Here is a 23443-nt window from a genome sequence, read left to right as displayed (position 1 = left end):
CTGGCAGACTTCCTCCACACCTACAACCACCACCGCACCCACACCGCACTCGGCGGCCAGCCACCCATCACCCGCGTCAACAACCCTCCAGGTCACTACACCTAGGGCGTGTCCGTAAAGTCGCGTCGTCCGCCCGGAGGGCGGGGCTGGCGGTGTCTGGTGCGTGCGATCGCAAGGCGTAGGGCCGTCCTCATAGTGGGCCTATTCGGATGAGCCCGACAACGCAGCGAGCGTGCGTGCCAGGCGCCGCCGGCCAGGCGAGACTTTGCGGACACGCCCTAGCGTGGCGGCGGGTCGTGGGAGGGGGAAGGGTGAGCGAGCGTCGTGGTGAGGGGCCGCCGGGCGACTGGACGGCTGTGGAGCAGGGGATGTGGCGGGCCTTCCGGCTCGGTGCGGCCTTCGGGGCGGGGGCCGGGGGGACGCCCGCGGTACGGGCCGACGCCGTCGCGCAGCTGCTGCTGGACGGGCCGCCGCCGGAGCCGGGGCGGGTGGCGGCGCTCAAACTGGCGGGCCTGCGGATCACCGGCCGTCTGTCGCTGGCGGGCGGCACCGTCGCCCCCTACGTGCAGTTCGACGACTGCCGCTTCGAGGACCAGGTGCTGCTGCCGGAGTGCCGGGCGGGCAGTGTCCGGCTGGTGCGCTGCCACCTCCCGCGGCTGGAGGCCGCCCGGCTCCAGATCACCGGTGACCTGCATCTGCCGCAGTGCGTCGTGACCGGCGGCATCCGCCTGACCGACGCCCAGATCGGCACCGACCTCCTGCTCAACCAGCTCACCGTCCGCCGCGACCGCCACGGCCGCGCCATCGCCGCCGACGGTCTCACCGTCGGCCAGGACCTGGACGCCGAACTCCTCGACCTGCGCGGCGAGTTCAGCCTCCGCAGCGCCCGCGTCGGCGGCCGTCTCAACCTGCGCGGGGCCACCCTGCGCAATCCGTACGGCCGCGACGCGCTCAACGCCGCCCGCACGACGGTCGAGCACACCGTCTACCTCACCACCAGTTGGCCCGCGAACCGCTCGCCCGACACGACCGCGGCTCCCGGCGCGACGGACCCCGCGGGCGGCGGCGAGCCGTCCGGCACGGCCCGCAGGGAGTTCAGCGCGGAGGGCGGGGTACGGCTGGACGACGCCCGGGTGGGCAACGCCGTGGTGATCGACCGGGCGCGGTTCCGGCTGGGGGAAGGGCAGCAGCTCTCGCTACGGCGCTTGCAGACGCCCGAGTTGCGGATCACCTTGGGGACGCCGCCCAGCGGGACGGTGTCGTTGGCGGGCGCGCGGGTGGGGCGGCTGACCGACGCGCCGCAGAGCTGGCCGGGGCCGGGGCAGGTCGATCTGACGGACTTCTCGTACGAGGCGCTGACCCCGCGCACCGCCTTCCCGCTGCGCGAGCGCGTCGCGTGGCTGAACGCGGCGACGCCGGAATACAGTCCCGGCCCGTACGAGCGGCTGGCCGCCGCGCTGCGGGCGGGCGGCGAGGACGCGCACGCCCGCGAGGTGCTGCTGGCCAAGCAGCGCCGCCGCCGCGAGTCGCTGCCGCCGGCCGGGCGGGCGTGGGGGTGGCTCCAGGACGTGACGGTCGGATACGGCTACCGGCCCGGCCGGGCCGCGGTGTGGATGGCGGTGCTGTGGGCGCTGGGCGCGCTGTACTTCGCCCTCCACAAGACGCCGCCCCCGGCGGGGAACGACTACCGGCCGCATTGGAGCCCCGCGCTCTACGCCCTTGACCTGCTCCTGCCGGTGATCGACCTCGGCCAGGACAACGCGTGGCGGGAGGTCGGCGTCAGCCAGTGGGTGGCCTCCCTGCTCACCCTGCTCGGCTGGACCCTCGCCACCACGGTCGCCGCGGGCGCCTCCCGCATGCTCAGCCGCGGTTGAGCACGGGCGGCCGCCCTCGGCCGCGGTCGAGCCGGACGACAGCCGTCAGGGCCGGGCGGGCGCCGTGTGCGGGAGAGCCGGGCGGCAGCCATGAGGTGCGTCACCCCCGCTCAACCGATCGGCGGCGTTTCGGGGCCCGCCGCGGCCCCGAGGGGCGCAGCGGATGCCTAAGGCGGGCGTACTGCCCGTACCCTTGCTCACTGTGACCGATCGTCTTCCGCTCTTCCCGCTCAGTACGGCGCTCTTTCCCGGCCTGGTGCTGCCGCTGAACGTCTTCGAGGAGCGGTACCGCGCGCTCGTGGGCGATCTGCTGGCGCTGCCCGAGAACGCGCCGCGGCGTTTCGGCGTGGTGGCGATCAAGAACGGCCAGGAGGTCGCTCCGACGGGCCAGGACGGCGGGGACACCGGTCCGGCCGCCGGTCTCGGCGAGGACCCGGAGGCGGCGCTGTACGGCTACGGGTGCATCGCGGACGCGGCGGGCATCGCGGAGCGCGACGACGGCGGGTACGAACTGGTGGCCACGGGTCTGATCCGGTTCAAGCTGCTGTCGGTGGACGCGAGCGGGCCCTATCTGACGGCCGAGTACGAGGAGCTGCCGGACGAGCCCGGCGCGGGCGCGGGCGCGCTGGCCTCCGAGGTCTCACGGGTGTTCGGCACGTATCAGAAGCGGCTGGCCGGGGCGCGCGAGCGCACCCTCGCGCCGGGGCAGGAGTTCCCCGACGACGCCACGGTGCTGTCGTATCTCGTCGCGGCGGCGGTGGTCGTGGAGACCTCGGTGAAGCAGGAGCTGCTGGAGGCGGCGGACACCGCCGCCCGGCTGACGGCCGAACTGCGGCTGCTGCGCCGCGAGAGCGCGGTGATCGACAAGCTGCCGTCACTGCCCGCGGTGGAACTCACCCACCAGGCGATCAGCGCCAACTAGCGCGCATCAGGGGGTCGGCGATGGCGAAGAAGGCGCGTACGGCCGGAGGCACCCCGGCCACGGTCGCCCTGGAGAAGGCGGGCCTGCCGTTCACCGTGCACGCCTACGCGCACGACCCGGCCTCCGAACTCTCCTACGGCGCCGAGGCCGCGGCGGCGCTGGGCGCGGCGCTCGGGGTGCCCCCCGACGAGGTCCGGGGCCGGGTCTTCAAGACACTGGTCGCGGAGGTGGACGGCGCTTTGACCGTGGCGGTCGTCCCGGTCGCGGGCTCGCTCGACCTCAAGGCGCTGGCCGCGGCGGTCGGCGGCAAGCGCGCCACGATGGCGGCGCCGGCCGACGCCGAGCGCAGCACCGGTTACGTGCTCGGCGGGATCTCCCCGCTGGGCCAGCGCAAGCGCCTGCCCACGGCCCTGGACGCCTCGGCGCTCGGCTTCCCCACGGTCTTCGTCTCCGCGGGCAAGCGCGGCCTGGAGCTGGAGCTGTCCCCCGCCGACCTGGTGACGCTCACCTCAGCGGTGACGGCGCGGATCGCCCGTATCTGACCGGGACGTCTCGACCTCGCCTTGAGCGGGAGAGCGTCACTGCGCCGGGGGCGGCGGCGGAGGCGGCGGCGCGCCCCACGGCTGCGGCGCCACGTACACCGGCTGCGGGTCGCGCGGCCCGAAGAGCGAGGTCAGGCCCAGGTGCACCAGCATCGCCGCCGCCGACCAGGCGACCAGCGCGCTCTTGGCGCGCAGCTTCAGCGGCCCGTCGAAGACGACGTTCGGGCCGACCTCCTTGGCGTGTGCCTTGATGTGGACGGTCGGTCCGAGGGCGATGCCCAGCCGCCAGCCGACGAGGGAGGCGAGGACGCCGCCGACCGCGAGGCCGAGGACCACGGCGACGCCGCCGCGGCGGTACCAGAGGAAGACGCCGAGGGCGGTCAGCGCGCCCAGGCACAGCGCGATCAGCACGAAGGTGCCGTCGCCGCCGATCGCCTCTTCGCCCTCGGTGTCCTTGAGGTAGATGTACTTGCCGTCCGAGATCAGCGGGACGCGCGGTGACAGCCACGCCCACAGCAGCCCGAGGAACACCCCGCACACCGTGACGGCGACCGCGACGAGCGCGGCGCGGCCCAACTCGGCGACCGGTGAGGGCCGGTCCCCCTTGCCGTCGCCTCCACCGGGGCCTGCGCCCGGGTACGGCGGGAACGGCGGCGGCTGGTCATGCGGCGTCAGGGGTGCGGTCACCCGCCCATCGTGCCAGGTCTGCCTGTCCGTCGCTTCATCGGCAGGCCGCCCTGCGGTAGGCCCAGGTGGCGACGGCCAGCGAGCCGACGCCGACGGCCGCGCACACGGACAGGTCGCCGACGACCGCGGCCCAGTGCGGATGCCCGCCGAAGGTGCGGGCGAACGCCTCGACGCCGTACGTGGAGGGCAGCAGATCGCGCGCCCAGGAGATCGGCGCGGGCATGTGCGAGGCGGGCAGCACGCCGAGCAGCAGCGCCGCCGACATGCCCAACTGGCCGAAGAGCGTGGCGATCTCCTGCCGCGGCGCGAGCAGCCCGAGGGCCGCGCCGAGGCCGGAGAGCGCGGCTCCGGCCAGCGGGATCACGACGGCGAGGATCCACAGATTGGCCAGCGGCAGATGGAACAGGACGCAGCCGGTCACGGCGGTCACGAGGGTGCCGGGCACGGTGAAGGACGCGTACGCGCCCGCCGCGCCGAGGACGACGGCGGCCGGCGGCACCGGCAGCGTCGCGTAGTGGTCGAGTCCGCCGGACGCCCTGAGCTGTCCGAAGTACTGCGCGAGCAGATTGAGCGCGACGAAGGCGACCACCAGGACGCTGGAGCCCGCGACGACCGAGCGCGCCGCCTCCCCGTCTCCGCCGTCGACCACTCCGCGCATCATCACCATGATCCCGACGGACTGGAAGGTGGCGACGAACAGCAGCGGTATCCGGGCCACCCGGGCCCGCGAGAGCTGCGCGCGGTAGACCGCGCCGAAGGCGGGCCACAGCCGGGCCCGCGGCGCGAGCGGCGCGGCGCCGGACTGCTGCGCGGCGACGCCCCGGGGCGCGGGAACGGTTGGGGTGAGCACGCTCATACGCAGGCTCCACGCGTCGGTGCGGAACACGGCGGGGCCGTGTCGTACGGCGAAAGCACGGGGTCGTACGGCCGGAGGGCGGGTGCGTACGGCCGGAGGGCGGGTGCGTACGGCCGGAGGGCGGGTGCGTACGGCGCGACCGCCGGCCGGGGCGGCGCGGACCGCGGGGGGACCCGTCTCATGACTTCACCAGGCCCTCTCCCCTGCCGCCGAGCGCGAGGTAGACGTCCTCCAGGCTGGGCATCGCCAGGGTGAAGTCGTCCAGGGCGGCGAAGGCCGGTCCCCCGGTGACCTCGGCGACGGCGGCGCGGGCCCGCTCCTGGGGCAGCCGCAGCGTCCAGCGGCGGCCCGAGATGTCGGCGAGCGGGTGCAGGGCGGCGATGGCGGGCAGCGACATCGGCGGCTCGTCGCGCCACACGAGGTCGAGCCTGACCTCGTCGGCGACCAGCGACCGCAGGCCCGTGGGGGTGTCGCAGGCGATGACCTTGCCGTGGTCGAGCACGGCGACCCGGTCCAGGACGTTCTCCGCCTCGATGACGTTGTGGGTGACCAGCAGCACCGTCGCGCCGTGCTCGGTCCTGCGGCGGCCGACCGCGGCCCACACCGCGCGCCGGGCGACCGGGTCCATGCCGGTGGTGGGCTCGTCGAGGACCAGGACGGGCCGCTGGCCGACCAGGACGGCGGCGAAGCAGGCCAGCCGCCGCTGGCCGCCGGAGAGGCGCTTGATGGGGCGTCCCGCGATCGGGCCGAGTTCGAGTTCGTCCAGGACGGCGTCGCGTTCGGCGCGGGCGGCGCGCGCGTCCAGGCCGCGCAGCCGTCCGGTGGTCTCGGCGGCGAGCGCGACGGTCAGCTCGTCCAGCGCGGACGACTCCTGGCCGAGGTAGCCGACCAGCCGGGAGGCCCGGTCCGGGTGGCGTACGAGGTCGTGGCCGAGCAGGTCGATCGATCCGGCGTCGGGCCGCAGCAGGCCGGTGAGCTGGCGGACCAGGGTGGTCTTGCCCGCGCCGTTGGGGCCGAGGATGCCGAAGAGTTCGCCCCGGCCGACGTCGAGGTCGATGCCGTCGTTGGCGCGTACGACACCGGGCCTGGGCGCCGCGGCGGTCTCGGTTGCCTGGTCGGCGGCGGTACGGCGGCGGCGCAGCCCTCGGCCCCTGGCCGCGGAACCGGCCGGGTACGTTCTGACCAGACCGCGCACGGTGCACACCGTGTCGCGGGCTGTGGCGACCGCTGGGGGCGCCGTCTCCTCCGTGCCCGTACTCACGAGGATCGAGAGTACGCGCCGCACGCGGCATCCGGCGCAAGGGGGGCCCGGTTCACCCGCTTTCCCCTCGGACCCGCCCGAGGCGCGGGAGGACGCGGGCCCGGCCGCTCACTCCCCCGCGGGTGCGTGCTCGGCGACCGCGTGGGCGTCGACCTCGCGCCAGAATCCGGCCCTGATCGCGTACCGGTCGTGCTCGTCGATCTGGTCGTCCTTGTGGGCGAGCAGGCCGAAGCGGGCGGCGTATCGCAGCAGCTCACCGTCTATGCGGTGCGGGACGCGGGGGTAGTGGGTGGAGAGCTGCTGGAGCTGGGAGGTGTCGGTGAGGCGGGCGATCCAGCGGCGGGCGAAGACCTGGCCGACCTCGAAAGGGTCGCCGCTGACCGCCGTGATGTCGGCCTCGCGGTCCGCCCAGCGCTGCTCGGCGGAGGTGAGCTGGGCGAGGGTGGGCAGGCCGCTGGTGTCGGGCAGGTCGGCGCCCGCGCCGCGGTCGGTCCAGCCCTTGTCCGACGACCAGCGCAGGGTGGCGCTGGGGGCCGGCTGGGCCGGCGGCGGCGCGGGGGCGGCGTGGCTGCGGCCCAGATCGGCGAGATCCTTCGGGGTGGGCACGGTGGGACCGGCGGGTTCCGGAGGGGCAACCTTGCCCGGCGGTGTGCTCTCGGCCGCCGCCGGTTCCGGCGCGGTGCCGTTCTTGCCCGGCCGCTCCTCCGGGGGCGCCAGCCGCTCGCCGCCCGAGGCCGACTCGGGCAGCGGCGCGGAGAGGATCGCGGCGATCTCCGGGCGCGGGCCGGGCGGCGGACAGACGCCGGGAATCTCGCGGGCCCTGATCGCCGCGGTGATCCACTGGCGGTCCAGCACGCGCCGCTCGTCGGCCTCCGCGACCAGGTCTTCCGACTGGTTGTAGTCCCCGTCGGCGGCCTGGACGGCCCACAGGTGGACGGCGACGCCGTGCTCCTTGGCGGACATCATGCCGGGCAGCAGATCGCCGTCACCGGTCACCAGGACGACGTCGGAGCACGCGCGGTTGCGGGCCAGCTCCGACAGCTCGGCGTGCATGGCGGCGTCCACGCCCTTCTGCGCCCACCGGCCGTCCGTCCGGGTGAGTGCGCCCAGTCGTACGGTCACTCGGGGCATCACCCGCAGCCGACGGTGTTCCGGTTGCGGAACCCGGTCGGGTGCGCCGTCGAACCAGTAGATCCGCAGCAGTGGCTGGCCGGTCTCCAACTCGGCACGTTCGCGCAGGCCAGCGACGACGGCGGCATGATCAACGGTGATCCGGGACCGGGAGGGTTCACCCGCCAACAGACTCGCCGCAGCACCCAGTAGGTAGCCTGCGTCCACCAGGACGACGCAGCGGTCCATGTTGCACCTCTTCCGGTCGCCCCCCGGCACGGATTTCCCCCGAGTCTGCCCGAATGCTCGGGGGTTATGACCTCGAACCCGATCATCGGCGTGGCGGTGGTCACTTTTCCGGCCGCCCCACTCCGTCAACTGCCCGAAATGCGCGCTTCGTACTCCCATGCAAATCTGATGGCGGCCGATGGGCCACCAGGCCAACGGCCGACATCCCCCACTAGGAGAGACGATCGTGGCTAAGAACAAGAACCAGAACCGTCAGCGCGAGAACCAGAACCAGCAGCGCGGCGCCGCCGCCACCGAGGAGCGGGAGCGCACGCAGCGCCCGATGGACGAGGACCAGCCGGAGATGGCGCCCGCGCAGGACTTCTCGCACAAGCAGAACAAGCAGAAGTTCGGCCACAACTAGTCCCACCGCGTGGTCGCGGGGGCACCCCTCCACCAGGGGTGCCCCCGCACTCACATCACGCGCGCCGGGCTCGCGCGGCCCGCGCCCCGGCGGTCGACCCGCCCGCCGCGCCGGTGATCAGCCCGCCTGCTGCTGCGCGGCGCCCAGGCACGCGGGGCCCAACAGGGCCTTGAGGTCGCCGAAGAGCGAGGGGTCCGCGGTCACCCGGTGCCGGTCGAGCCGCAGCACCGTGGTCGTGCGCGCGCCCTGGAGCTTCACCCGTACCTCGGTGTTGCCCTTGTGGCTGGAGAGCACTTCGCCGAGCCTGGCCACCAGCGGCGGGGTCACCTTGACCGTCGGGATGGAGATCATCACCGGCGCGTTGGTGCCCACGTCCGACAGGTCGGGGACCATCAGCTCCATCGCCACCAGCCGCGGGATGTCCTCCCGCTTGTCGAGCCGCCCCTTGACGAAGACCACGGCGTCCTCGACGAGTTGGGTCGAGACCAGTTGGTAGGTGGCGGGGAAGAACATGCAGTCGACCGAGCCCGCCAGGTCCTCGACGGTGGCGATCGCCCACGCGTTGCCCTGCTTGGTCATCTTCCGCTGGAGCCCGGAGATGATGCCGCCGATGGTGACGATCGCGCCGTCGGAGTAGTCACCGGCCAGTGCGGCGATCGCGGCGTCCGTCTTGTCGTTGAGGATGTGCTCGATGCCGAAGAGCGGATGGTCGGAGACGTAGAGGCCGAGCATCTCCCGTTCCTGCGCGAGCAGATACGTCTTGTCCCACTCGATGTCGGAGAAGACCACGTCCATCCCGAAGGCCGGGGTGTCGTCGCCCTCCTCCCCCGCGCCGCCGAACAGGTCGAACTGGCCCTCGGCCTCCTTGCGTTTGACCTGCACCACGTTGTCGATCATCGTCTCGAAGTGCTCGGTCAGACCGCGCCTGGTGTGCTTCATCGTGTCGAACGCGCCGGCCTTGATCAGCGATTCGACGGTCCGCTTGTTGCACGCCACCACCTCGACCTTGTCGAGGAAGTCCGGGAAGGTCGCGTACCGCCCCTTGGCCTTGCGGCTGCGGACCACCGACTCCACCACGTTCGTCCCGACGTTGCGCACGGCGGTGAGGCCGAAGACGATCGTGTCGTCGCCGCGCGGTGTGAAGTTGGCGTTGGACTCGTTGACGTCCGGCGGCAGCACCTTGATACCCATCCGGCGGCACTCGTTGAGATAGAGCGCCATCTTGTCCTTGTCGTCCTTGACCGAGGTCAGCAGGCCCGCCATGTACTCGGCCGGGTAGTTGGCCTTGAGATACGCGGTCCAGTAGGAGACGAGGCCGTACGCGGCGGAGTGCGCCTTGTTGAAGGCGTATCCGGCGAACGGCACCAGCACGTCCCAGACCGCCTGGATGGCCTGGTCGGAGTAGCCGCGCTCGCGCATGCCCGCCTGGAAGGGGATGAACTCCTTGTCGAGGACTTCCTTCTTCTTCTTGCCCATCGCGCGGCGCAGCAGGTCGGCCTGGCCGAGCGAGTAACCGGCCAGCACCTGGGCGGCCTTCTGCACCTGCTCCTGATAGACGATCAGGCCGTAGGTGATGTCGAGGACTTCGCGGAGCGGCTCTTCCAGCTCCTTGTGGATCGGGGTGATCTCCTGCTGCTTGTTCTTGCGCAGCGCGTAGTTGATGTGCGAATTCATGCCCATCGGGCCCGGCCGGTACAGGGCCGAGACGGCGGAGATGTCCTCGAAGTTGTCGGGCTTCATCATGCGCAGCAGGGCGCGCATGGGGCCGCCGTCGAACTGGAAGACGCCCAGGGTGTCGCCGCGCCCGAGCAGCGCGTACGTGTTGGGGTCGTCCAGCGGCAGGGACAGCAGGTCGATGTCGATGCCCTTGTTGGCCTTGATCGACTTGACCGCGTCATCCATGATCGTCAGGTTGCGCAGGCCGAGGAAGTCCATCTTCAGCAGGCCGAGCGACTCACAGCTCGGGTAGTCCCACTGCGTGACGACCGCGCCGTCGTTCTTCGGCGAGAAGATCGGCACGTGGTCGATCAGCGGCTCGGCGGACATGATCACGCCCGCCGCGTGCACGCCCATCTGCCGGACCAGGCCCTCGATACCCTTGGCCGAGTTGATCACCTTGGTGACGTCCGGCTCGTTCTCGTACATCGCCCGGACCTCGCCCGCCTCGCTGTAGCGCGGGTGGTCCTTGTCGGTGATGCCGGAGAGCGGGATGCCCTTGCCGAGGACGTCGGCGGGCATGGCCTTGGTGATCCGGTCGCCCATGGAGAAGGGGTAACCGAGCACGCGGGCCGAGTCCTTGATCGCGGCCTTGGCCTTGATGGTGCCGTAGGTGGCGATCTGCGCGACCTTGTCGGAGCCGTACTTCTCGGTCACGTAGCGGATGACCTCGCCGCGCCGACGCTCGTCGAAGTCGATGTCGACATCGGGCATGGACACGCGCTCGGGGTTGAGGAAGCGCTCGAAGATCAGGCCGTGCGGGACCGGGTCGAGGTCGGTGATGCCCATGGCGTAGGCGACGATCGAACCGGCCGCGGAACCACGCCCGGGGCCGACCGCGATGCCGTTGTTCTTCGCCCACATGATGAAGTCGGCGACGACGAGGAAGTAGCCGGGGAACCCCATCTGGACGATGGTGTCCATCTCGTAGTCGGCGAGCTTCTGCCGGTCCTCGGGGATGCCGGCGGGGAAGCGCCGGGCCATGCCGCGGGCCACTTCCTCGCGGAACCAGGTCACTTCGGTGTAGCCCTCGGGGACGTCGAACCTGGGCATCAGGTTCTTCGTCTCGAACATGCCCTCGGTCTCGATCCGGTTCGCGATCAGGAGCTGGCTGTTGCGGCAGCCCTCCTGCCACGCGTCCGAGGAGTCGATCGCGTACATCTCGGCGGCGGACTTCAGGTAGTAACCGCTGCCGTCGAACTTGAACCGGTCGGGGTCCGACATGTTCGAGCCGGTCTGGATGCACAGCAGGGTGTCGTGCGCCGAGGACTCGTTGGCGTACGTGTAGTGCGAGTCGTTGGTGACGACGAAGGGCGCGTCGATCTTCTTGGCGATCTCCTCCAGGCCCGCGCGGGCCCGGCGGTCGATGTCGATGTCGTGGTCCATGATCTCGACGAAGAAGTTCTCTTTGCCGAAGATGTCCTGGTACTCGCCGGCGGCCTTGATCGCCTCGTCCATCTGCCCGAGCCGGATGCGGGTGGAGATCTCGCCGGAGGGGCAGCCCGTGGTGCCCATCAGGCCCTCGGCGTACTCGCTGAGCAGTTCGCGGTCCATCCGGGGCTTGCGGAAGTAGCCCTCGAAGGCCGCCCGCGACTGGGCGCGGAAGAGATTGTGCAGCCCGACGGCGTTGCGCGCCCAGATGGTCATGTGGGTGTACGCGCCCGCACCCGAGATGTCGTCCCGCTTCTGGTGCGGCGCGCCCCACTTGACGGGCTTGTTGTACCGCCGCGACTCGGGCGCCAGATACGCCTCGATGCCCATCACCGGCGTGACACCGGCGTCCTTGGCCTGGTGGAAGAAGTCGTACGCCCCGTGCAGATTGCCGTGGTCGGTGATGGCCACATGGCTCATCCCCATCTCGTTGCACGCCTTGAACATGTCCTTCAATCTCGCCGCTCCGTCCAGCAGCGAGTACTGGGTGTGGACATGGAGATGGGTGAAGGGCTGGTCGGTCACGGGCGGCGATACCTCCGGCGAGAGGGGCGGACTGCTGGTGCGTCGCTGGCTGATTCTGGCGGCGCTGCGAGTCTACGACTCGGGTCCGACAACGCGGCGCGGCTCCCCGTACCGCCACCCGCGCCGGTCCGCCGGAGGAGTCCGCCGCGTGCCGGCCGCCCTCTGTAGTCCCATCCGTTACCCGCCTTTAGGTCACACATACGCTCGCGCATGGCACACTCTGTCGCCATGGAGGACATACGGCCGAGGCTGAGGGCGCTGCGCGCTGCCCTTTTCGCCGCGCTGTGCGTCACCCTGTCCTCCACCTCCCATGTGCTGATGTCGCACACCCCGCTGCCGCTGACCGTGGTCGGCGGCGCGTTCGGCGGTGTCTTCGCGCTGGCGTATCTGCTCGGCGGCCGGCACGAGCGCGGCTTCTGGCCGATCGCGGGCCTGATGGTCCCGCTGGAACTGGCCGTCGACACCGTCTTCACCGCGGGCCAGCAGGCCTGTTACGGGCCCGCGGGCGGCCCGGTGACCGGTTCGTGGTGGTCGTTCCACGAGACCTTCCTGTGCAACGGCGGCCAGGTCGGCGGCCAGGGGCTGTCCGCGGTGCCGGGCGGCGCCGCCGCGGCGCAGATGCCGTCCACCGCGCTGCCGTGGCTGCTGCTGGCCGTCCATGTGACCGTCGGCCTGGTCGCGTCCTGGTGGCTGCGGCGCGGTGAGGCCGCGCTGCACCGGGTGCTGCGCGTGATGGCCGCCGCCGCCTTCCGGCCGCTGCTGCTGGCCGTGGCCGCCCGCACCGGGCTCGCGGTGCCGCCGCGCCGGTTCCGCCCGGCCGTCCGCGCCTCGGCGGGCCCGCTCGCCGCGCGCCCGCTGCTGCACTCCGTCGTACGCCGTGGTCCGCCCGTCGCGGTCGCAGTCTGACCGTCGTACCGGCACTTTCCTCTCATACCACCACGCGTCATCACGGAGATCCCCCATGAGCAGCAGGAACAGCAAGGCCAGCAAGCAGGCCGCCCGCGAGCGGCTGCGCGCGGAGCGCGAGCGCGAGGCGAAGCGGGCGAAGGTCCGCCGCCAGATATTCGTCGGCGTCGGCGTCGTCGCGGTGCTGGCCATCGCGGGCGGTGTCGCCGTCGCGGTCAACGCGGCGAACAAGCCCAGCTACTGGGAGTCGGCCAAGAAGGACAAGCTGGTCAAGCCCGCGAACACCTCGGGCACCAACGGCTCGACCATCGTGGTCGGCGACCCGAAGAACAAGAACAACCTCGACCTGTTCGAGGACCTGCGCTGCCCGGCGTGCGCGCAGTTCGAGCAGACCTCGGGCGCGGACGTCCTCAAGGGCGCCAAGGACGGCAAGTACAAGATCACGTACCACTTCGGCACGTTCCTGGACGGCAACCTCGGCGGCACCGGCTCCAAGAACGCGCTGAGCGCGGTCGGCGCGGCGGCCAACGTGAGCCTGGACGCCTTCGAGGCGTACCACACGCTGCTCTACTCCAAGGACCACCACCCGGAGGAGTCCGGCCCCGACCTGTTCGCGGACGACGCCAACATGATCAAGCTGGCGCAGTTGGTCCCGGCGCTCAAGGACAACGCCGCGTTCCAGACCGCGGTCAAGGAGGGCACCTACGACAAGTGGGCGCTGGACTCCTCCGACGCGTTCAACGCGGCGGGCATCAAGTCCACGCCGACCATCAGGCTCAACGGCAAGGAGCTGACCGCCGACGGCGTGATGGACCAGATCACGGCGGCCCTGAAGTAGCGGCACACCACTCCGAACGGCGGGAGCCGGTCCCCTACGCGTAGGGGACCGGCTCCCGCCGTTTCGCGCGGCCCGGTCTCCTGCGGCCCCGCGGTCCTACAGCCCGGCCAGGAAGTCCAGCGCGACCGCCCAGGTCTTCTCGGCGGCCTCGGCGTCGTGGTCCGGCAGGTCGGGGTCGGTGTAGAGGTGGCCGGCGCCCCGGTAGCGGTGCACCTCGACGTCGGCGCCGGCCTTGCGCATCCCCAGGTACCAGGAGTTCAGCCAGTCCTCCGGCTCGAAGGGGTCGGGGTCGGCGACATGGAGCTGTACGGGGATGTCGGTGGCCGCGTCGTCGGCGATGTCCGAGGTGCCGTGCAGGAGCAGCAGCCCGCGCGCCTTCTCGTCGCCGAGCGCCACGGTCTGCGCGAGGGCCCCGCCCAGCGAGAAGCCCGCGTAGACCAGCTCCCGCTCGGAGTACGGCGCCGCCGCGAGGACCGCCCGGCGCAGCAGCTCCTCGTTGCCGATCTCCTCGCGGATCGCCCGTCCCGCCTCGACGGTGTCCACGACCCGGCCGTCGTACAGATCGGGCACGACGACCTCGTGCCCGGCCGCCCGCAGCCGGTCGGCGGCGGCGTGCACGGCGGGACGCGGTCCGTAGACGGAGTGGAACAGGACGATCGTCACAGTGCTGCCTTTGTTCGGGTTCGGTACGCGACCATGGTGCCAGCTACCCTCCTTGGGCGGAGCGCCGCGATACGAAGACCCGATGATCCGGGTTTCCTACAAGAAAGCCGAGGTGGACGCGGGATGGTGATGGACAGCGCGCTGCGCCCGGTTCTCGTCGTCTGTGTGGCGGTCGGGGTCTCGCTGGTCGTGGGGTGGACCGTCGACCGCTCCCTGCGCAAGGTGGACGGCCGGCACCCGGAGACCCCGCTGTGGCATCTGCTGCGCCGCTGCGGCATACCCCTCCAGGTGGTGATCTGCACCGCCATACTGCGCGGCGGCTACCGGTCCGCCCATCTGGCGAAGGACCACGCGGAGGCCGTCGGCCAGTTCCTCGTGCTGGTGCTGATCGCCGCGTCGGGCTGGCTGGTGGTACGGGTCGCCGCCGCGGTCATCGACTCCTCGTACGCGCGCTATGTCGCGGTCAGCCACGACGTGCCCAAGATCCGCCGCCTGCGCACCCAGCTCACGCTGATCCAGCGGGTGTTCACCGCGATCGTGACGGTCATCGTCGTCGCGTCGATGCTCTTCACCTTCCCCGCGATGCGGACGGTCGGGGCGTCGGTGCTGGCCTCCGCGGGCATCATCGGCATCGTCGCCGGTGTGGCCGCCCAGTCCACGCTCGCGAATCTCTTCGCCGGTCTCCAGATCGCCTTCGGCGACATGGTGCGGATCGGCGACACCGTGGTCGTGGAGGGCCAGTGGGGTGTGGTCGAGGAGATCACCCTCACCTTCCTGAGCGTGCGCACCTGGGACGAGCGGCGGATCACGATGCCGGTGTCGTACTTCACCAGCAATCCGTTCGAGAACTGGTCGCGCGGCGACCCGCGGATGACCGGCACCGTCCTTCTGCACCTGGACCACTCGGCGCCGGTGGCGCTGATGCGCAAGCGGCTGCTGGAGATCCTGGAGAGCTGCGCGGAGTGGGACCGCAGGGCATGGGGGCTCGTCGTGATCGACTCCACCCCGACCACGATCCAGGTCAGGGCGCTGGCCACCGCGAAGGACTCGGACGACATCTTCAACCTGCGCTGCATCGTCCGCGAGCAGCTGATCGACTGGCTGCGCTGCGAGCACCCGTACGCGCTGCCCAGGCTCAGCACCGCGCCCGCGCCCGGCCAGGAGCAGGACCCGGGCCGGGAGGCGGCCCCGGCGCCGGAATCGGGCGACCTGGGCCCGGGACCGGGCACCAGGTAAGAGGCTCTTACGCCCCCACGGGGCCCTCACGCTGCGGGGCGTTACGGCAGTGAGAGGCTCTCACCTGTCAGCCGCGCATCGAGCGCAGGTCGAGCTGGCGCAGCACCCGGTCGACGACCTCCGGGTCGTACCCCGCCTCGCTGCGCGCCGACAGCACCTCGTGCCGGGCGGCGGACATCATCTCGTCCTGGATGCGGCGCACCGACTTGAGCCGCTTGACGCGCTTGGCGTGGCTCTCGCGCCGCTCGTCGTCCACGATGTCCGGGCAGATCCGCGCGCCGAGGTCGAAGGCGCGGCGGTGCAGCAGCTCCGACAGGTCGTCGCTCAGCGGCTCGACGGACTCGATGTCGCGCAGCCGCGCCTTGGCGGCCGTCATGGCCCGCAGCGCCAGCATCTTCTCCAGGTCGTGCTCGGCGTCGATGTCGCTGCGCACCCCGAGCCGTTTCACCAGCCACGGCAGCGTCAGCCCCTGGAGCACCAGGGTGCTGAGCACCACCGCGAAGGCGATGAACAAGATCTCCGTGCGGGCCGGGAAGCCGTCGCCGCTGTCGGTGGTCAGCGGGATGGCCAGGGCCAGCGCGACGGACGCCACCCCGCGCATCCCGGACCACCACATGATGACGCTCTCGCGCCAGCTCATCGGGATGTCCTCGTCCAGGTCGCGCAGCTTGTGCATCTTGCGCGCCGCCCAGGTCGCGGGCAGCAGATACAGCAGCCGCACGCCGATGACCACCGCGACCACTATGGCGGCGTGCCGCACCATCGGGCCCCAGTCGCCCGCGCCGACCCGGAACACATTGTGCAGTTCGAGGCCGATCAGGCCGAAGGCGATGCCGGTGACGAGGGTGTCGACGATCTCCCAGAAGGTGTTGCCCGCCAGACGGGCCGTCACGTCGTCGGCCTCGAAGGCGTATTCGGCCAGGAACAGCGCGGTGGTGAGCACGGCCAGGACCCCGGAGCCGCCGAACTCCTCGGCCAGCGCGTAGGAGGCGAAGGGCACCAGCAGTGACAGGCCGATCTGCAAGGTGGGGTCGCCGACGACGCCCATCAGCTTGTTGGCGCCCCAGCCGAGGGCCAGGCCGACCGCGATCGCGACCACGGCGGACAGCACGAGTTCCAGGGCCGCGTGGGGCGCGGAGAAGTTGCCGGACAGCGCCGCCGCGACGGCCACGTGGTACAGCACGATGGCGGTGACGTCGTTGAACAGCCCCTCGCCCTCCAGGATGGAGATCATGCGCCGGGGCAGTCCGAGGCTGCCCGCGACGGCCGTGGCGGCCACCGGGTCGGGCGGCGCCACGAGCGCGCCGAGCGCGAAGGCCCCGGCCAGCGTGATCTCCGGCACGACCGCGTCGGCGACCGCCGCCACCGCGGCCGTGGTGACGAAGACCAGCGCGACCGCGAGCAGGAAGATCGCCCGCCGGTTCGCGGCGAACTGCCGCCAGGAGGTGCGCTGTACGGACGCGTAGAGCAGCGGGGGCAGCACCAGCGGCAGGATCAGATCGGGGTCGATCTGGACGTTGGGCACCTGCGGGAGCAGCGCGAGGACCCCGCCGAGCAGCGTCATCAGGACCGGCGAGGGCAGCCCGATCCGGTCGCTGAGCGGCACCATGACGATGGCCGCGAGCATGAGGAAGAAGAAGAGAGCGAGCTGATCCACGGCGTCACGATGCCACACCGGCTCCGCGCCGCCGGACCCGCGGCCGCCCCGCCGTGCCTTTCACCGGCCCCGATACGGCTACTCGCTGTCGGCGCGGATCACGTCGAGCGCGTGCCGGAGGTCGTCCGGGTACTCGCTGCTGAACTCCACCCAGCGCCCGTCCGAGGGGTGTTCGAAGCCCAACTGCTTGGCGTGCAGCCACTGCCGGGTCAGGCCCAGGCGCTTGGCGAGCGTCGGGTCGGCGCCGTAGGTGATGTCGCCGACGCAGGGGTGGCGGTGCGCGGACATGTGCACCCGGATCTGGTGGGTGCGGCCGGTCTCCAGCTTGATGTCCAGCAGGCTGGCGGAGCGGAACGCCTCGATGAGGTCGTAGTGCGTCACGGACGCCTTGCCGTCGGCGACGACGGCCCACTTGTAGTCGTGGTGGGGGTGACGGCCGATCGGCGCGTCGATCGTGCCGCTCATCGGGTCCGGGTGGCCCTGCACCAGAGCGTGGTAGCGCTTGTCCACGACGCGGTCCCTGAACTGCGCCTTGAGCAGGGTGTACGCCCGCTCGGACTTGGCGACCACCATCAGGCCGGAGGTGCCGACGTCGAGCCGGTGCACGATGCCCTGGCGCTCGGCGGCCCCCGAGGTGGAGATCCGGTATCCGGCGGCGGCGAGGCCGCCGATCACGGTGGTGCCGGTCCAGCCGGGGCTCGGGTGGGCGGCGACGCCGACCGGCTTGAGGACGACGACGATGTCCTCGTCGTCGTGGACGATCTCCATGCCCTCGACCGGCTCCGCGACGATCCGCACCGGGGCGGCGGCCTCGGGCATCTCGACCTCCAGCCACGCTCCGCCGTGCACCCGCTCGGACTTCCCCGCGGCCGACCCGTCGATCGACACCTTGCCCGCCGCCGCCAGCTCCGCGGCCTTCGTCCGCGAGAAGCCGAACATCCGGGCGATGGCGGCGTCGACACGCTCGCCCTCGAGGCCGTCGGGCACGGGCAGGGAACGGATTTCCGGAACGGTACTCACCACACGAGTATGCCGGACCCGCCGCCCCCGGCCGTACCAGCGCGGGACCGGGCGCCTCCTGCGGGAGTCAGTCCTCGCGGTGGACGGTGCCGTCCGGGTCGACGCCGCGGAAGGAGAGCAGGACGATCAGGGCGCCGCCGCAGCAGATGGCGGAGTCGGCGAGGTTGAAGACGGCGAAGTGCTCGGGCGCGATGAAGTCCACCACCCGGCCCTGGAAGCCGCCGGGAGCGCGGAAGACGCGGTCGGTGAGGTTGCCGAAGGCGCCGCCGAGGAGCAGGCCGAGCGCGACGGCCCACGGCAGGCTGTGCAGACGGCGGGAGAGCCGGGCGATCACGACGATGACACCGGCCGCGATCATCGTGAAGACGATCGTCATGCCCTGCCCCATGCCGAAGGCCGCCCCGGCGTTCCGGATCGCGTCCAGCCGCAGGTAGTGGCCGAAGACGTTGACCGGCTCGTGGTTCTCCAGGCTGGTGACCACCCAGATCTTGGAGAGCAGGTCGAGGAGGTACGCCAGCGCCGCCACCCCGATCAGGGTGACGATCCGGCGCCGCCGCCGCGAGACGGCCTGCGGCCCGGCGGGCTCGTCGCCCCGCGCCGCCCCTTCCGTCCCGTCCGCCGCCGGAGCGGCCTGCTCCGACGGCTCGGCGACGCCCGACTCCTCGACGCCCGTCCCGCCGTCAGGCGTCGCGTCCGGCGTCTCCTCCGGCGTGGTGATGGTGCGCTCCGCTTCCGTCACGTGAGTCCCTCAGCCTTTGTGCTCCGTGCCCGCCAGGCCGAATCCTGACTGATGACGAGGGTACGGCACACCCGTACGACCGGGGCCGTCCGCGGGCGGAGCCCTCAGCGCCGCTCCTGCTTCTGCTTGCAGTCCAGGCACAGCGTGGCCCGCGGGAACGCCTGCATGCGGGCCTTGCCGATCGGATTGCCGCAGGACTCGCAGAGGCCGTACGTGCCCTCGTCCAGCCGTTCCAGGGCGTGCCTGGTCTGCGCCAGCATCTCGCGGGTGTTGGCGGCCAGCGCCATCTCGTACTCGCGGGTGATGTTCTTGGTGCCGGTGTCGGCCTCGTCGTCACCCGCGCCGTCGCCCGAGTCGCGCAGCAGGCCCGCCACGGCCGCCTCCGAGGAGCTGATGCCCTCCGTGAGCCGCTGGACCTCGCCCAGCAGCTCGGCGCGGGCCTCCTCGACCTCTTCCGGCGTCCACGGGTCCTCACCGGGGAGGACGGCCAGGCCGCCGGGGCCCGCGGTGCGGGCGGCGGGCACCGCGGACGCGGCCCCCGTGGTCGCGGCCGTACCCGCCGCGGTCTTCTTCGCTGCCACCTTGCCGGCTCCCGTCTTCTTCGCCGTACGGCCCGTCGCCGCCTTTTCGGCCGCCGCCTTCTTCGCGGCCGTCTTCTTCGCCGGCGCCTTCGCGGCGGCGGCCTTCCCTGCCGGAGCCGTTTCCCTGGCTGCCGTCTTCTTCGCCGCTGCCTTCTTCGCCGCCGTCTTCTTGACTGCCTTCTTGGCCGGGGCCTTCTTGGCAGCCGCCTTCTTCCGCGGTGCCTCCTCGGCCGCGTCGCCCTCCTCCGCATCGATGGCGACCGTGACCGTACGCACGGACTTCCTCGCCGCCGCGGGCCCGCGGGCAGGCGCCACGGACGCCCCGGTCACACCGGGATGGTCGGAGCCGGCCGCAGGCCGTCCCCTTTTCTTCACGACCATGGCCGCGACCCCTTCACATCCGTGATCTTGTTCGCGAATCGTGCCGGAAACGGTAAATCGGCTCCGGACCCGCGGCAACGGGGCGCGCTGCCTGGCCGACCGGTCCGCCCCGGAGGGCGGGCAGGTCTGCATCCGTTGTGCCCAGCTCACCGCCAGGTATTCCGGTACCTGGCGGTAACGATCCGTGACAGTCGCCGTCGGGGCGCGCGGAGCAGGCCATTCGGGTCAGTGGGCGGCCCGGGTAAACCGTTCGGCCGGGCCGCTCCCAGCGCCGTACACTGAGCGCAGCGAAAGGCGTGGATGGGACGAGTAGCGCCGCACGCAGCCATGAGCGACCCGGGGACGGTGGAAGCCCGGGGGTGTGCGCGGTGCGAAGATCACCCCGGAGCCGCCGGAAGAAAGCCCGCGGGAGGCCCCTCAAGGCCCCCGGGCGAGTAGAACCGGCGTCGCTGCCCCAATGAGGGGGCGGTGGGTTCCCCGTGTGCGGGGCGCCTCCACCGCCAAGGAGGGTGGTACCGCGGGAGCGCTCGCTCTCGTCCCTTCGACGGAGTACGCACCAGTGTCCGCCGGAGGAAACCACCGATGAGCGACCACCAGACCGCGCAGGGACAGCCGCAGCCGCCGCAGTACCGGCCGGTGCCCGCCCAGGTCGACCTGCCCGCCCTCGAACACGAGGTGCTCGACCTCTGGAGCGAGCGGAAGACCTTCGCCCGTTCCGTCGAGCAGAGCCGCGGACTGCCCGACTGGGTCTTCTACGAGGGCCCGCCGACCGCCAACGGCATGCCCGGCGCCCACCACATCGAGGCCCGCGTCTTCAAGGACGTCTTCCCGCGCTTCAAGACCATGCAGGGCCACCACGTGACCCGCAAGGCCGGCTGGGACTGCCACGGGCTGCCGGTCGAGCTGGCGGTGGAGAAGGAACTGGGCTTCACCACCAAGCAGGACATCGAGGACTACGGCGTCGCGGAGTTCAACGCGAAGTGCCGCGAGTCGGTGACCCGGTACACCGACGCCTTCACCGACCTGACCACGCGCATGGGCTACTGGGTCGACCTCGACAACGCCTACCGGACGATGGACCCGGAGTACGTCCAGTCCGTGTGGTGGTCGCTCAAGCAGATCTTCGACAAGGGCCTGCTGGTCCAGGACTACCGGGTGGCGCCCTGGTGCCCGAAGGACCAGACCGGCCTGTCCGACCACGAACTGGCCCAGGGCTACGAGACGGTCGTCGACCCGTCGGTCTTCGTCCGCTTCCCGCTGACCGGCGGCCCGCTGGCGGGCGAGGCCGCGCTGCTGGTGTGGACGACCACGCCCTGGACGCTGGTCTCCAACACCGCCGTCGCCGCGCACCCCGACGTGACGTACGTCGTCGCCACCGACGGCACCGAGAAGCTGGTCGTCGCCGAGCCGCTGCTCGGCAAGGCGCTGGGCGAGGGCTGGACGGCGACCGGGCAGTCCTTCACCGGCCGCGAGATGGAACGCTGGACGTATCAGCGGCCGTTCGACCTCGTCGAGATCCCGGACGCGCACTATGTGGTGAACGCCGAGTACGTCACCACCGAGGACGGCACGGGCCTGGTCCACCAGTCCCCCGCCTTCGGTGAGGACGACCTCAAGACCTGCCGCGCGTACGGCCTTCCGGTGGTCAACCCGGTGCGCCGCGACGGCACCTTCGAGCCGGACGTGCCCCTGGTCGGCGGGGTCTTCTTCAAGAAGGCCGACGAGGCGCTGGTCGCCGAACTCCAGGCTTCGGGACGGCTGTTCCGGCACCTGCCGTACGAGCACAGCTACCCGCACTGCTGGCGCTGCCACACCGCGCTGCTCTACTACGCGCAGCCGTCCTGGTACATCAGGACCACCGCGGTCAAGGACGCCCTGCTGCGGGAGAACGAGAAGACCAACTGGCACCCGGACTCGGTCAAGCACGGCCGCTTCGGCGACTGGCTGAAGAACAACGTCGACTGGGCGCTGTCGCGCAACCGCTACTGGGGTACGCCGCTGCCGATCTGGCGCTGCGAGGACGGCCATCTGACCTGTGTCGGCTCGCTGGCCGAACTCGGCGAACTGACCGGCACCGACCAGTCCGGGCTCGACCCGCACCGCCCGTACATCGACGCGGTCACCTTCGGCTGCCCGTCCTGCGGCGGCACCGCGACCCGCGTCCCCGAGGTGATCGACGCCTGGTACGACTCGGGTTCGATGCCGTTCGCGCAGTGGGGCTACCCGTTCCACAACAAGGAGGTCTTCGAGCGCACGTACCCGGCGCAGTTCATCGCGGAGGCGATCGACCAGACCCGCGGCTGGTTCTACACGCTGATGGCCATCGGCACGCTCGTCTTCGACAGGTCGAGTTACGAGAACGTGGTCTGCCTCGGCCACATCCTCGCCGAGGACGGCCGCAAGATGTCCAAGCACCTGGGCAACATCCTCCAGCCGATCCCGCTCATGGACCAGCACGGCGCCGACGCGGTGCGCTGGTTCATGGCGGCCGGCGGCTCCCCGTGGGCGGCCCGCCGGGTCGGCCACGGCACGATCCAGGAGGTCGTCCGCAAGACGCTGCTCACGTACTGGAACACGGTCGCCTTCCAGGCGCTGTACGCCCGTACGTCCGGCTGGGCCCCCTCGGCGGCCGACCCGGCCGTCGAGGACCGCCCGCTGCTCGACCGCTGGCTGGTCGGCGAGCGGAACGTGCTGGTGCGCGAGGTCACCGACGCGCTGGAGTCGTACGACACCCAGCGCGCGGGCAAGCTGCTGTCGGCCTTCGTGGACGACCTGTCGAACTGGTACGTGCGCCGTTCGCGGCGCCGCTTCTGGCAGGGCGACCCGGCCGCGCTGCGCACCCTGCACGACGTGGTGGAGACCGTGACGCGGCTGATGGCCCCGCTGGTGCCGTTCATCACCGAACGGGTCTGGCAGGACCTGGTGGTGCCGGTGGTCCCCGGTGCCCCCGACTCCGTCCACCTCTCGTCCTGGCCCGTCGTGGACGAGCGGCACGTCGACCCGGCCCTGTCGGAGCGGATGCTGCTCGTACGGCGGCTGGTCGAGCTGGGCCGTGCCACGCGCGCGGAGTCCGGTGTCAAGACGCGTCAGCCGCTGTCGCGCGCGCTGGTCGCCGCCGCGGGCTTCGAGGGGCTCTCGGCCGAGCTGCGGGCGCAGATCACCGAGGAGTTGAACGTCAGCTCCCTGGCGTCGCTGTCCGAGGTCGGCGGGTCGCTGGTCGACACCACGGCCAAGGCCAACTTCCGCGCGCTGGGCAAGCGTTTCGGCAAGGGCGTCCAGGCCGTGGCGGCCGCGGTCGCCGCCGCCGACGCGGCGGCCCTGTCGGCGGCGCTGCGCGACGGCGGTACGGCCTCGGTGGTCGTGGACGGCGAGGAGGTCGCGCTCGCTCCTGAAGAGGTCATCATCACCGAGACCCCGCGCGAAGGGTGGTCGGTCGCCTCCGACTCCGGCGCCACGGTCGCGCTCGACCTGGAGATCACTCCCGAACTCCGCCTGGCCGGGCTCGCCCGCGACGCCATCCGGCTGATCCAGGAGGCCCGCAAGACCTCCGGCTTCGACGTGGCCGACCGGATTCACGTCCGCTGGGCCACGGCCGAGCCCGACGTCTCGACGGCCCTGTCCGCCCACGCCTCGCTCATCTCCGAGGAGGTCCTGGCGGACAGCTTCACCGACGCGTCGGCCGATGCCTCCTTCGGCCCGGCGTTCACGGACGAGTCCCTGGCCCTGACCTTCCACCTGCGCAAGAGCTGAGCCGCGTAGGGGCGAAGTCCCCTTCGCACGGTGGTCGTCGCACAGAACAGGGCCGGGCCCCGCGGGGAAAAAGGATTCCCCGGGGGCCCGGCCCTG

18 protein-coding genes and 1 pseudogene are annotated in these 23443 nt (G+C 71.7%); 9 read left to right on the top strand and 10 right to left on the bottom strand.

All coding sequences use genetic code 11. The annotated features are described in order from the left end of the window. The 4 genes and pseudogenes from ACIQCJ_RS35465 to ybaK form a co-directional block, all read left to right on the top strand. A pseudogene (locus ACIQCJ_RS35465) lies at window positions 1–105 on the top strand (IS481 family transposase); the annotation flags it as partial. Between the two features lie 263 nt (window positions 106–368). Continuing rightward, complete coding sequence (locus tag ACIQCJ_RS35460) at window positions 369–1874, top strand: oxidoreductase (protein WP_402713958.1); 1506 nt, start codon at window positions 369–371, stop codon at window positions 1872–1874. 163 nt (window positions 1875–2037) lie between these two features. Continuing rightward, window positions 2038–2796: an LON peptidase substrate-binding domain-containing protein gene (locus ACIQCJ_RS35455; protein WP_355334061.1), complete on the top strand. Its 759-nt coding sequence runs from the start codon at window positions 2038–2040 to the stop codon at window positions 2794–2796. Between the two features lie 20 nt (window positions 2797–2816). After that, window positions 2817–3338, top strand: coding sequence for a Cys-tRNA(Pro) deacylase (ybaK, locus tag ACIQCJ_RS35450; RefSeq protein WP_402713949.1), 522 nt, complete (start codon window positions 2817–2819; stop codon window positions 3336–3338). A gap of 36 nt (window positions 3339–3374) precedes the next feature. Here the strand turns inward: ybaK and ACIQCJ_RS35445 are convergent, their stop codons facing one another. From ACIQCJ_RS35445 to ACIQCJ_RS35430, 4 genes are all read right to left on the bottom strand, one after another. Then, window positions 3375–4025 (bottom strand): hypothetical protein, encoded by a 651-nt coding sequence (locus ACIQCJ_RS35445; protein WP_355334067.1) that lies wholly within the window; start codon window positions 4023–4025, stop codon window positions 3375–3377. Window positions 4026–4059: 34 nt separating this feature from the next. Continuing rightward, on the bottom strand, window positions 4060–4881 hold the full coding sequence (locus ACIQCJ_RS35440) for an ABC transporter permease (protein ID WP_355334070.1): 822 nt from the start codon (window positions 4879–4881) through the stop codon (window positions 4060–4062). 178 nt (window positions 4882–5059) lie between these two features. After that, window positions 5060–6142 (bottom strand): ABC transporter ATP-binding protein, encoded by a 1083-nt coding sequence (locus tag ACIQCJ_RS35435; protein WP_402713946.1) that lies wholly within the window; start codon window positions 6140–6142, stop codon window positions 5060–5062. A 108-nt stretch (window positions 6143–6250) separates the two neighbouring features. Then, the gene (locus tag ACIQCJ_RS35430) at window positions 6251–7501 is read right to left on the bottom strand and encodes an NYN domain-containing protein (protein ID WP_391043988.1); all 1251 of its coding nucleotides are present in this window, start codon (window positions 7499–7501) and stop codon (window positions 6251–6253) included. 226 nt (window positions 7502–7727) lie between these two features. Between ACIQCJ_RS35430 and ACIQCJ_RS35425 the strand changes: the two genes are divergently transcribed. Further along, window positions 7728–7904, top strand: coding sequence for a hypothetical protein (locus tag ACIQCJ_RS35425; RefSeq protein WP_401852817.1), 177 nt, complete (start codon window positions 7728–7730; stop codon window positions 7902–7904). A 117-nt stretch (window positions 7905–8021) separates the two neighbouring features. Here ACIQCJ_RS35425 and dnaE read toward each other — a convergent pair whose 3' ends face one another. Further along, on the bottom strand, window positions 8022–11576 hold the full coding sequence (gene dnaE, locus ACIQCJ_RS35420) for a DNA polymerase III subunit alpha (RefSeq protein ID WP_355334082.1): 3555 nt from the start codon (window positions 11574–11576) through the stop codon (window positions 8022–8024). A gap of 210 nt (window positions 11577–11786) precedes the next feature. On the opposite strand from dnaE, the gene ACIQCJ_RS35415 reads away from it, so the two are divergent. Continuing rightward, on the top strand, window positions 11787–12482 hold the full coding sequence (locus tag ACIQCJ_RS35415; RefSeq protein ID WP_402713943.1) for a hypothetical protein: 696 nt from the start codon (window positions 11787–11789) through the stop codon (window positions 12480–12482). Window positions 12483–12537: 55 nt separating this feature from the next. After that, window positions 12538–13320: a thioredoxin domain-containing protein gene (locus ACIQCJ_RS35410; RefSeq protein ID WP_401303736.1), complete on the top strand. Its 783-nt coding sequence runs from the start codon at window positions 12538–12540 to the stop codon at window positions 13318–13320. A gap of 96 nt (window positions 13321–13416) precedes the next feature. Here the strand turns inward: ACIQCJ_RS35410 and ACIQCJ_RS35405 are convergent, their stop codons facing one another. Continuing rightward, the gene (locus tag ACIQCJ_RS35405; protein WP_355334701.1) at window positions 13417–14070 is read right to left on the bottom strand and encodes a dienelactone hydrolase family protein; all 654 of its coding nucleotides are present in this window, start codon (window positions 14068–14070) and stop codon (window positions 13417–13419) included. Window positions 14071–14112: 42 nt separating this feature from the next. Here ACIQCJ_RS35405 and ACIQCJ_RS35400 point away from each other — a divergent pair, with 42 nt between their 5' ends. Next, complete coding sequence (locus tag ACIQCJ_RS35400) at window positions 14113–15219, top strand: mechanosensitive ion channel family protein (protein WP_401304987.1); 1107 nt, start codon at window positions 14113–14115, stop codon at window positions 15217–15219. A gap of 67 nt (window positions 15220–15286) precedes the next feature. Here the strand turns inward: ACIQCJ_RS35400 and ACIQCJ_RS35395 are convergent, their stop codons facing one another. From ACIQCJ_RS35395 to ACIQCJ_RS35380, 4 genes are all read right to left on the bottom strand, one after another. After that, complete coding sequence (locus ACIQCJ_RS35395; protein ID WP_355334089.1) at window positions 15287–16876, bottom strand: Na+/H+ antiporter; 1590 nt, start codon at window positions 16874–16876, stop codon at window positions 15287–15289. Window positions 16877–16954: 78 nt separating this feature from the next. Further along, window positions 16955–17896, bottom strand: coding sequence for an RluA family pseudouridine synthase (locus tag ACIQCJ_RS35390; protein WP_355334093.1), 942 nt, complete (start codon window positions 17894–17896; stop codon window positions 16955–16957). A 67-nt stretch (window positions 17897–17963) separates the two neighbouring features. Further along, entirely contained in the window at window positions 17964–18635 is a 672-nt protein-coding gene (gene lspA / locus ACIQCJ_RS35385) for a signal peptidase II (protein WP_401714695.1), read from the bottom strand. A 104-nt stretch (window positions 18636–18739) separates the two neighbouring features. Further along, window positions 18740–19597, bottom strand: coding sequence for a TraR/DksA family transcriptional regulator (locus ACIQCJ_RS35380; RefSeq protein WP_402713940.1), 858 nt, complete (start codon window positions 19595–19597; stop codon window positions 18740–18742). Between the two features lie 582 nt (window positions 19598–20179). Here ACIQCJ_RS35380 and ileS point away from each other — a divergent pair. Further along, on the top strand, window positions 20180–23347 hold the full coding sequence (ileS, locus tag ACIQCJ_RS35375; RefSeq protein WP_402713938.1) for an isoleucine--tRNA ligase: 3168 nt from the start codon (window positions 20180–20182) through the stop codon (window positions 23345–23347). Window positions 23348–23443 lie beyond the last annotated feature (96 nt).

Origin of the sequence: Streptomyces sp. NPDC093221, assembly GCF_044753885.1 — a bacterium.
In the GTDB taxonomy this organism is placed as follows: domain Bacteria; phylum Actinomycetota; class Actinomycetes; order Streptomycetales; family Streptomycetaceae; genus Actinacidiphila.
This window is presented reverse-complemented; position numbering and strand designations above follow the sequence as displayed.

What these genes read in the sequence shown, in the direction of transcription:
- ACIQCJ_RS35460 (WP_402713958.1), top strand. Translation starts at nt 369, where the DNA reads ATGTGGCGGGCCTTCCGGCTCGGTGCGGCCTTCGGGGCGGGGGCCGGG.
- ACIQCJ_RS35455 (WP_355334061.1), top strand. Translation starts at nt 2,038, where the DNA reads ATGCCTAAGGCGGGCGTACTGCCCGTACCCTTGCTCACTGTGACCGAT.
- ybaK (WP_402713949.1), top strand. Translation starts at nt 2,817, where the DNA reads ATGGCGAAGAAGGCGCGTACGGCCGGAGGCACCCCGGCCACGGTCGCC.
- ACIQCJ_RS35440 (WP_355334070.1), bottom strand. Translation starts at nt 4,881, where the DNA reads ATGAGCGTGCTCACCCCAACCGTTCCCGCGCCCCGGGGCGTCGCCGCG.
- ACIQCJ_RS35430 (WP_391043988.1), bottom strand. Translation starts at nt 7,501, where the DNA reads ATGGACCGCTGCGTCGTCCTGGTGGACGCAGGCTACCTACTGGGTGCT.
- ACIQCJ_RS35415 (WP_402713943.1), top strand. Translation starts at nt 11,787, where the DNA reads ATGGCACACTCTGTCGCCATGGAGGACATACGGCCGAGGCTGAGGGCG.
- ACIQCJ_RS35410 (WP_401303736.1), top strand. Translation starts at nt 12,538, where the DNA reads ATGAGCAGCAGGAACAGCAAGGCCAGCAAGCAGGCCGCCCGCGAGCGG.
- ACIQCJ_RS35400 (WP_401304987.1), top strand. Translation starts at nt 14,113, where the DNA reads ATGGACAGCGCGCTGCGCCCGGTTCTCGTCGTCTGTGTGGCGGTCGGG.
- ACIQCJ_RS35380 (WP_402713940.1), bottom strand. Translation starts at nt 19,597, where the DNA reads ATGGTCGTGAAGAAAAGGGGACGGCCTGCGGCCGGCTCCGACCATCCC.
- ileS (WP_402713938.1), top strand. Translation starts at nt 20,180, where the DNA reads ATGAGCGACCACCAGACCGCGCAGGGACAGCCGCAGCCGCCGCAGTAC.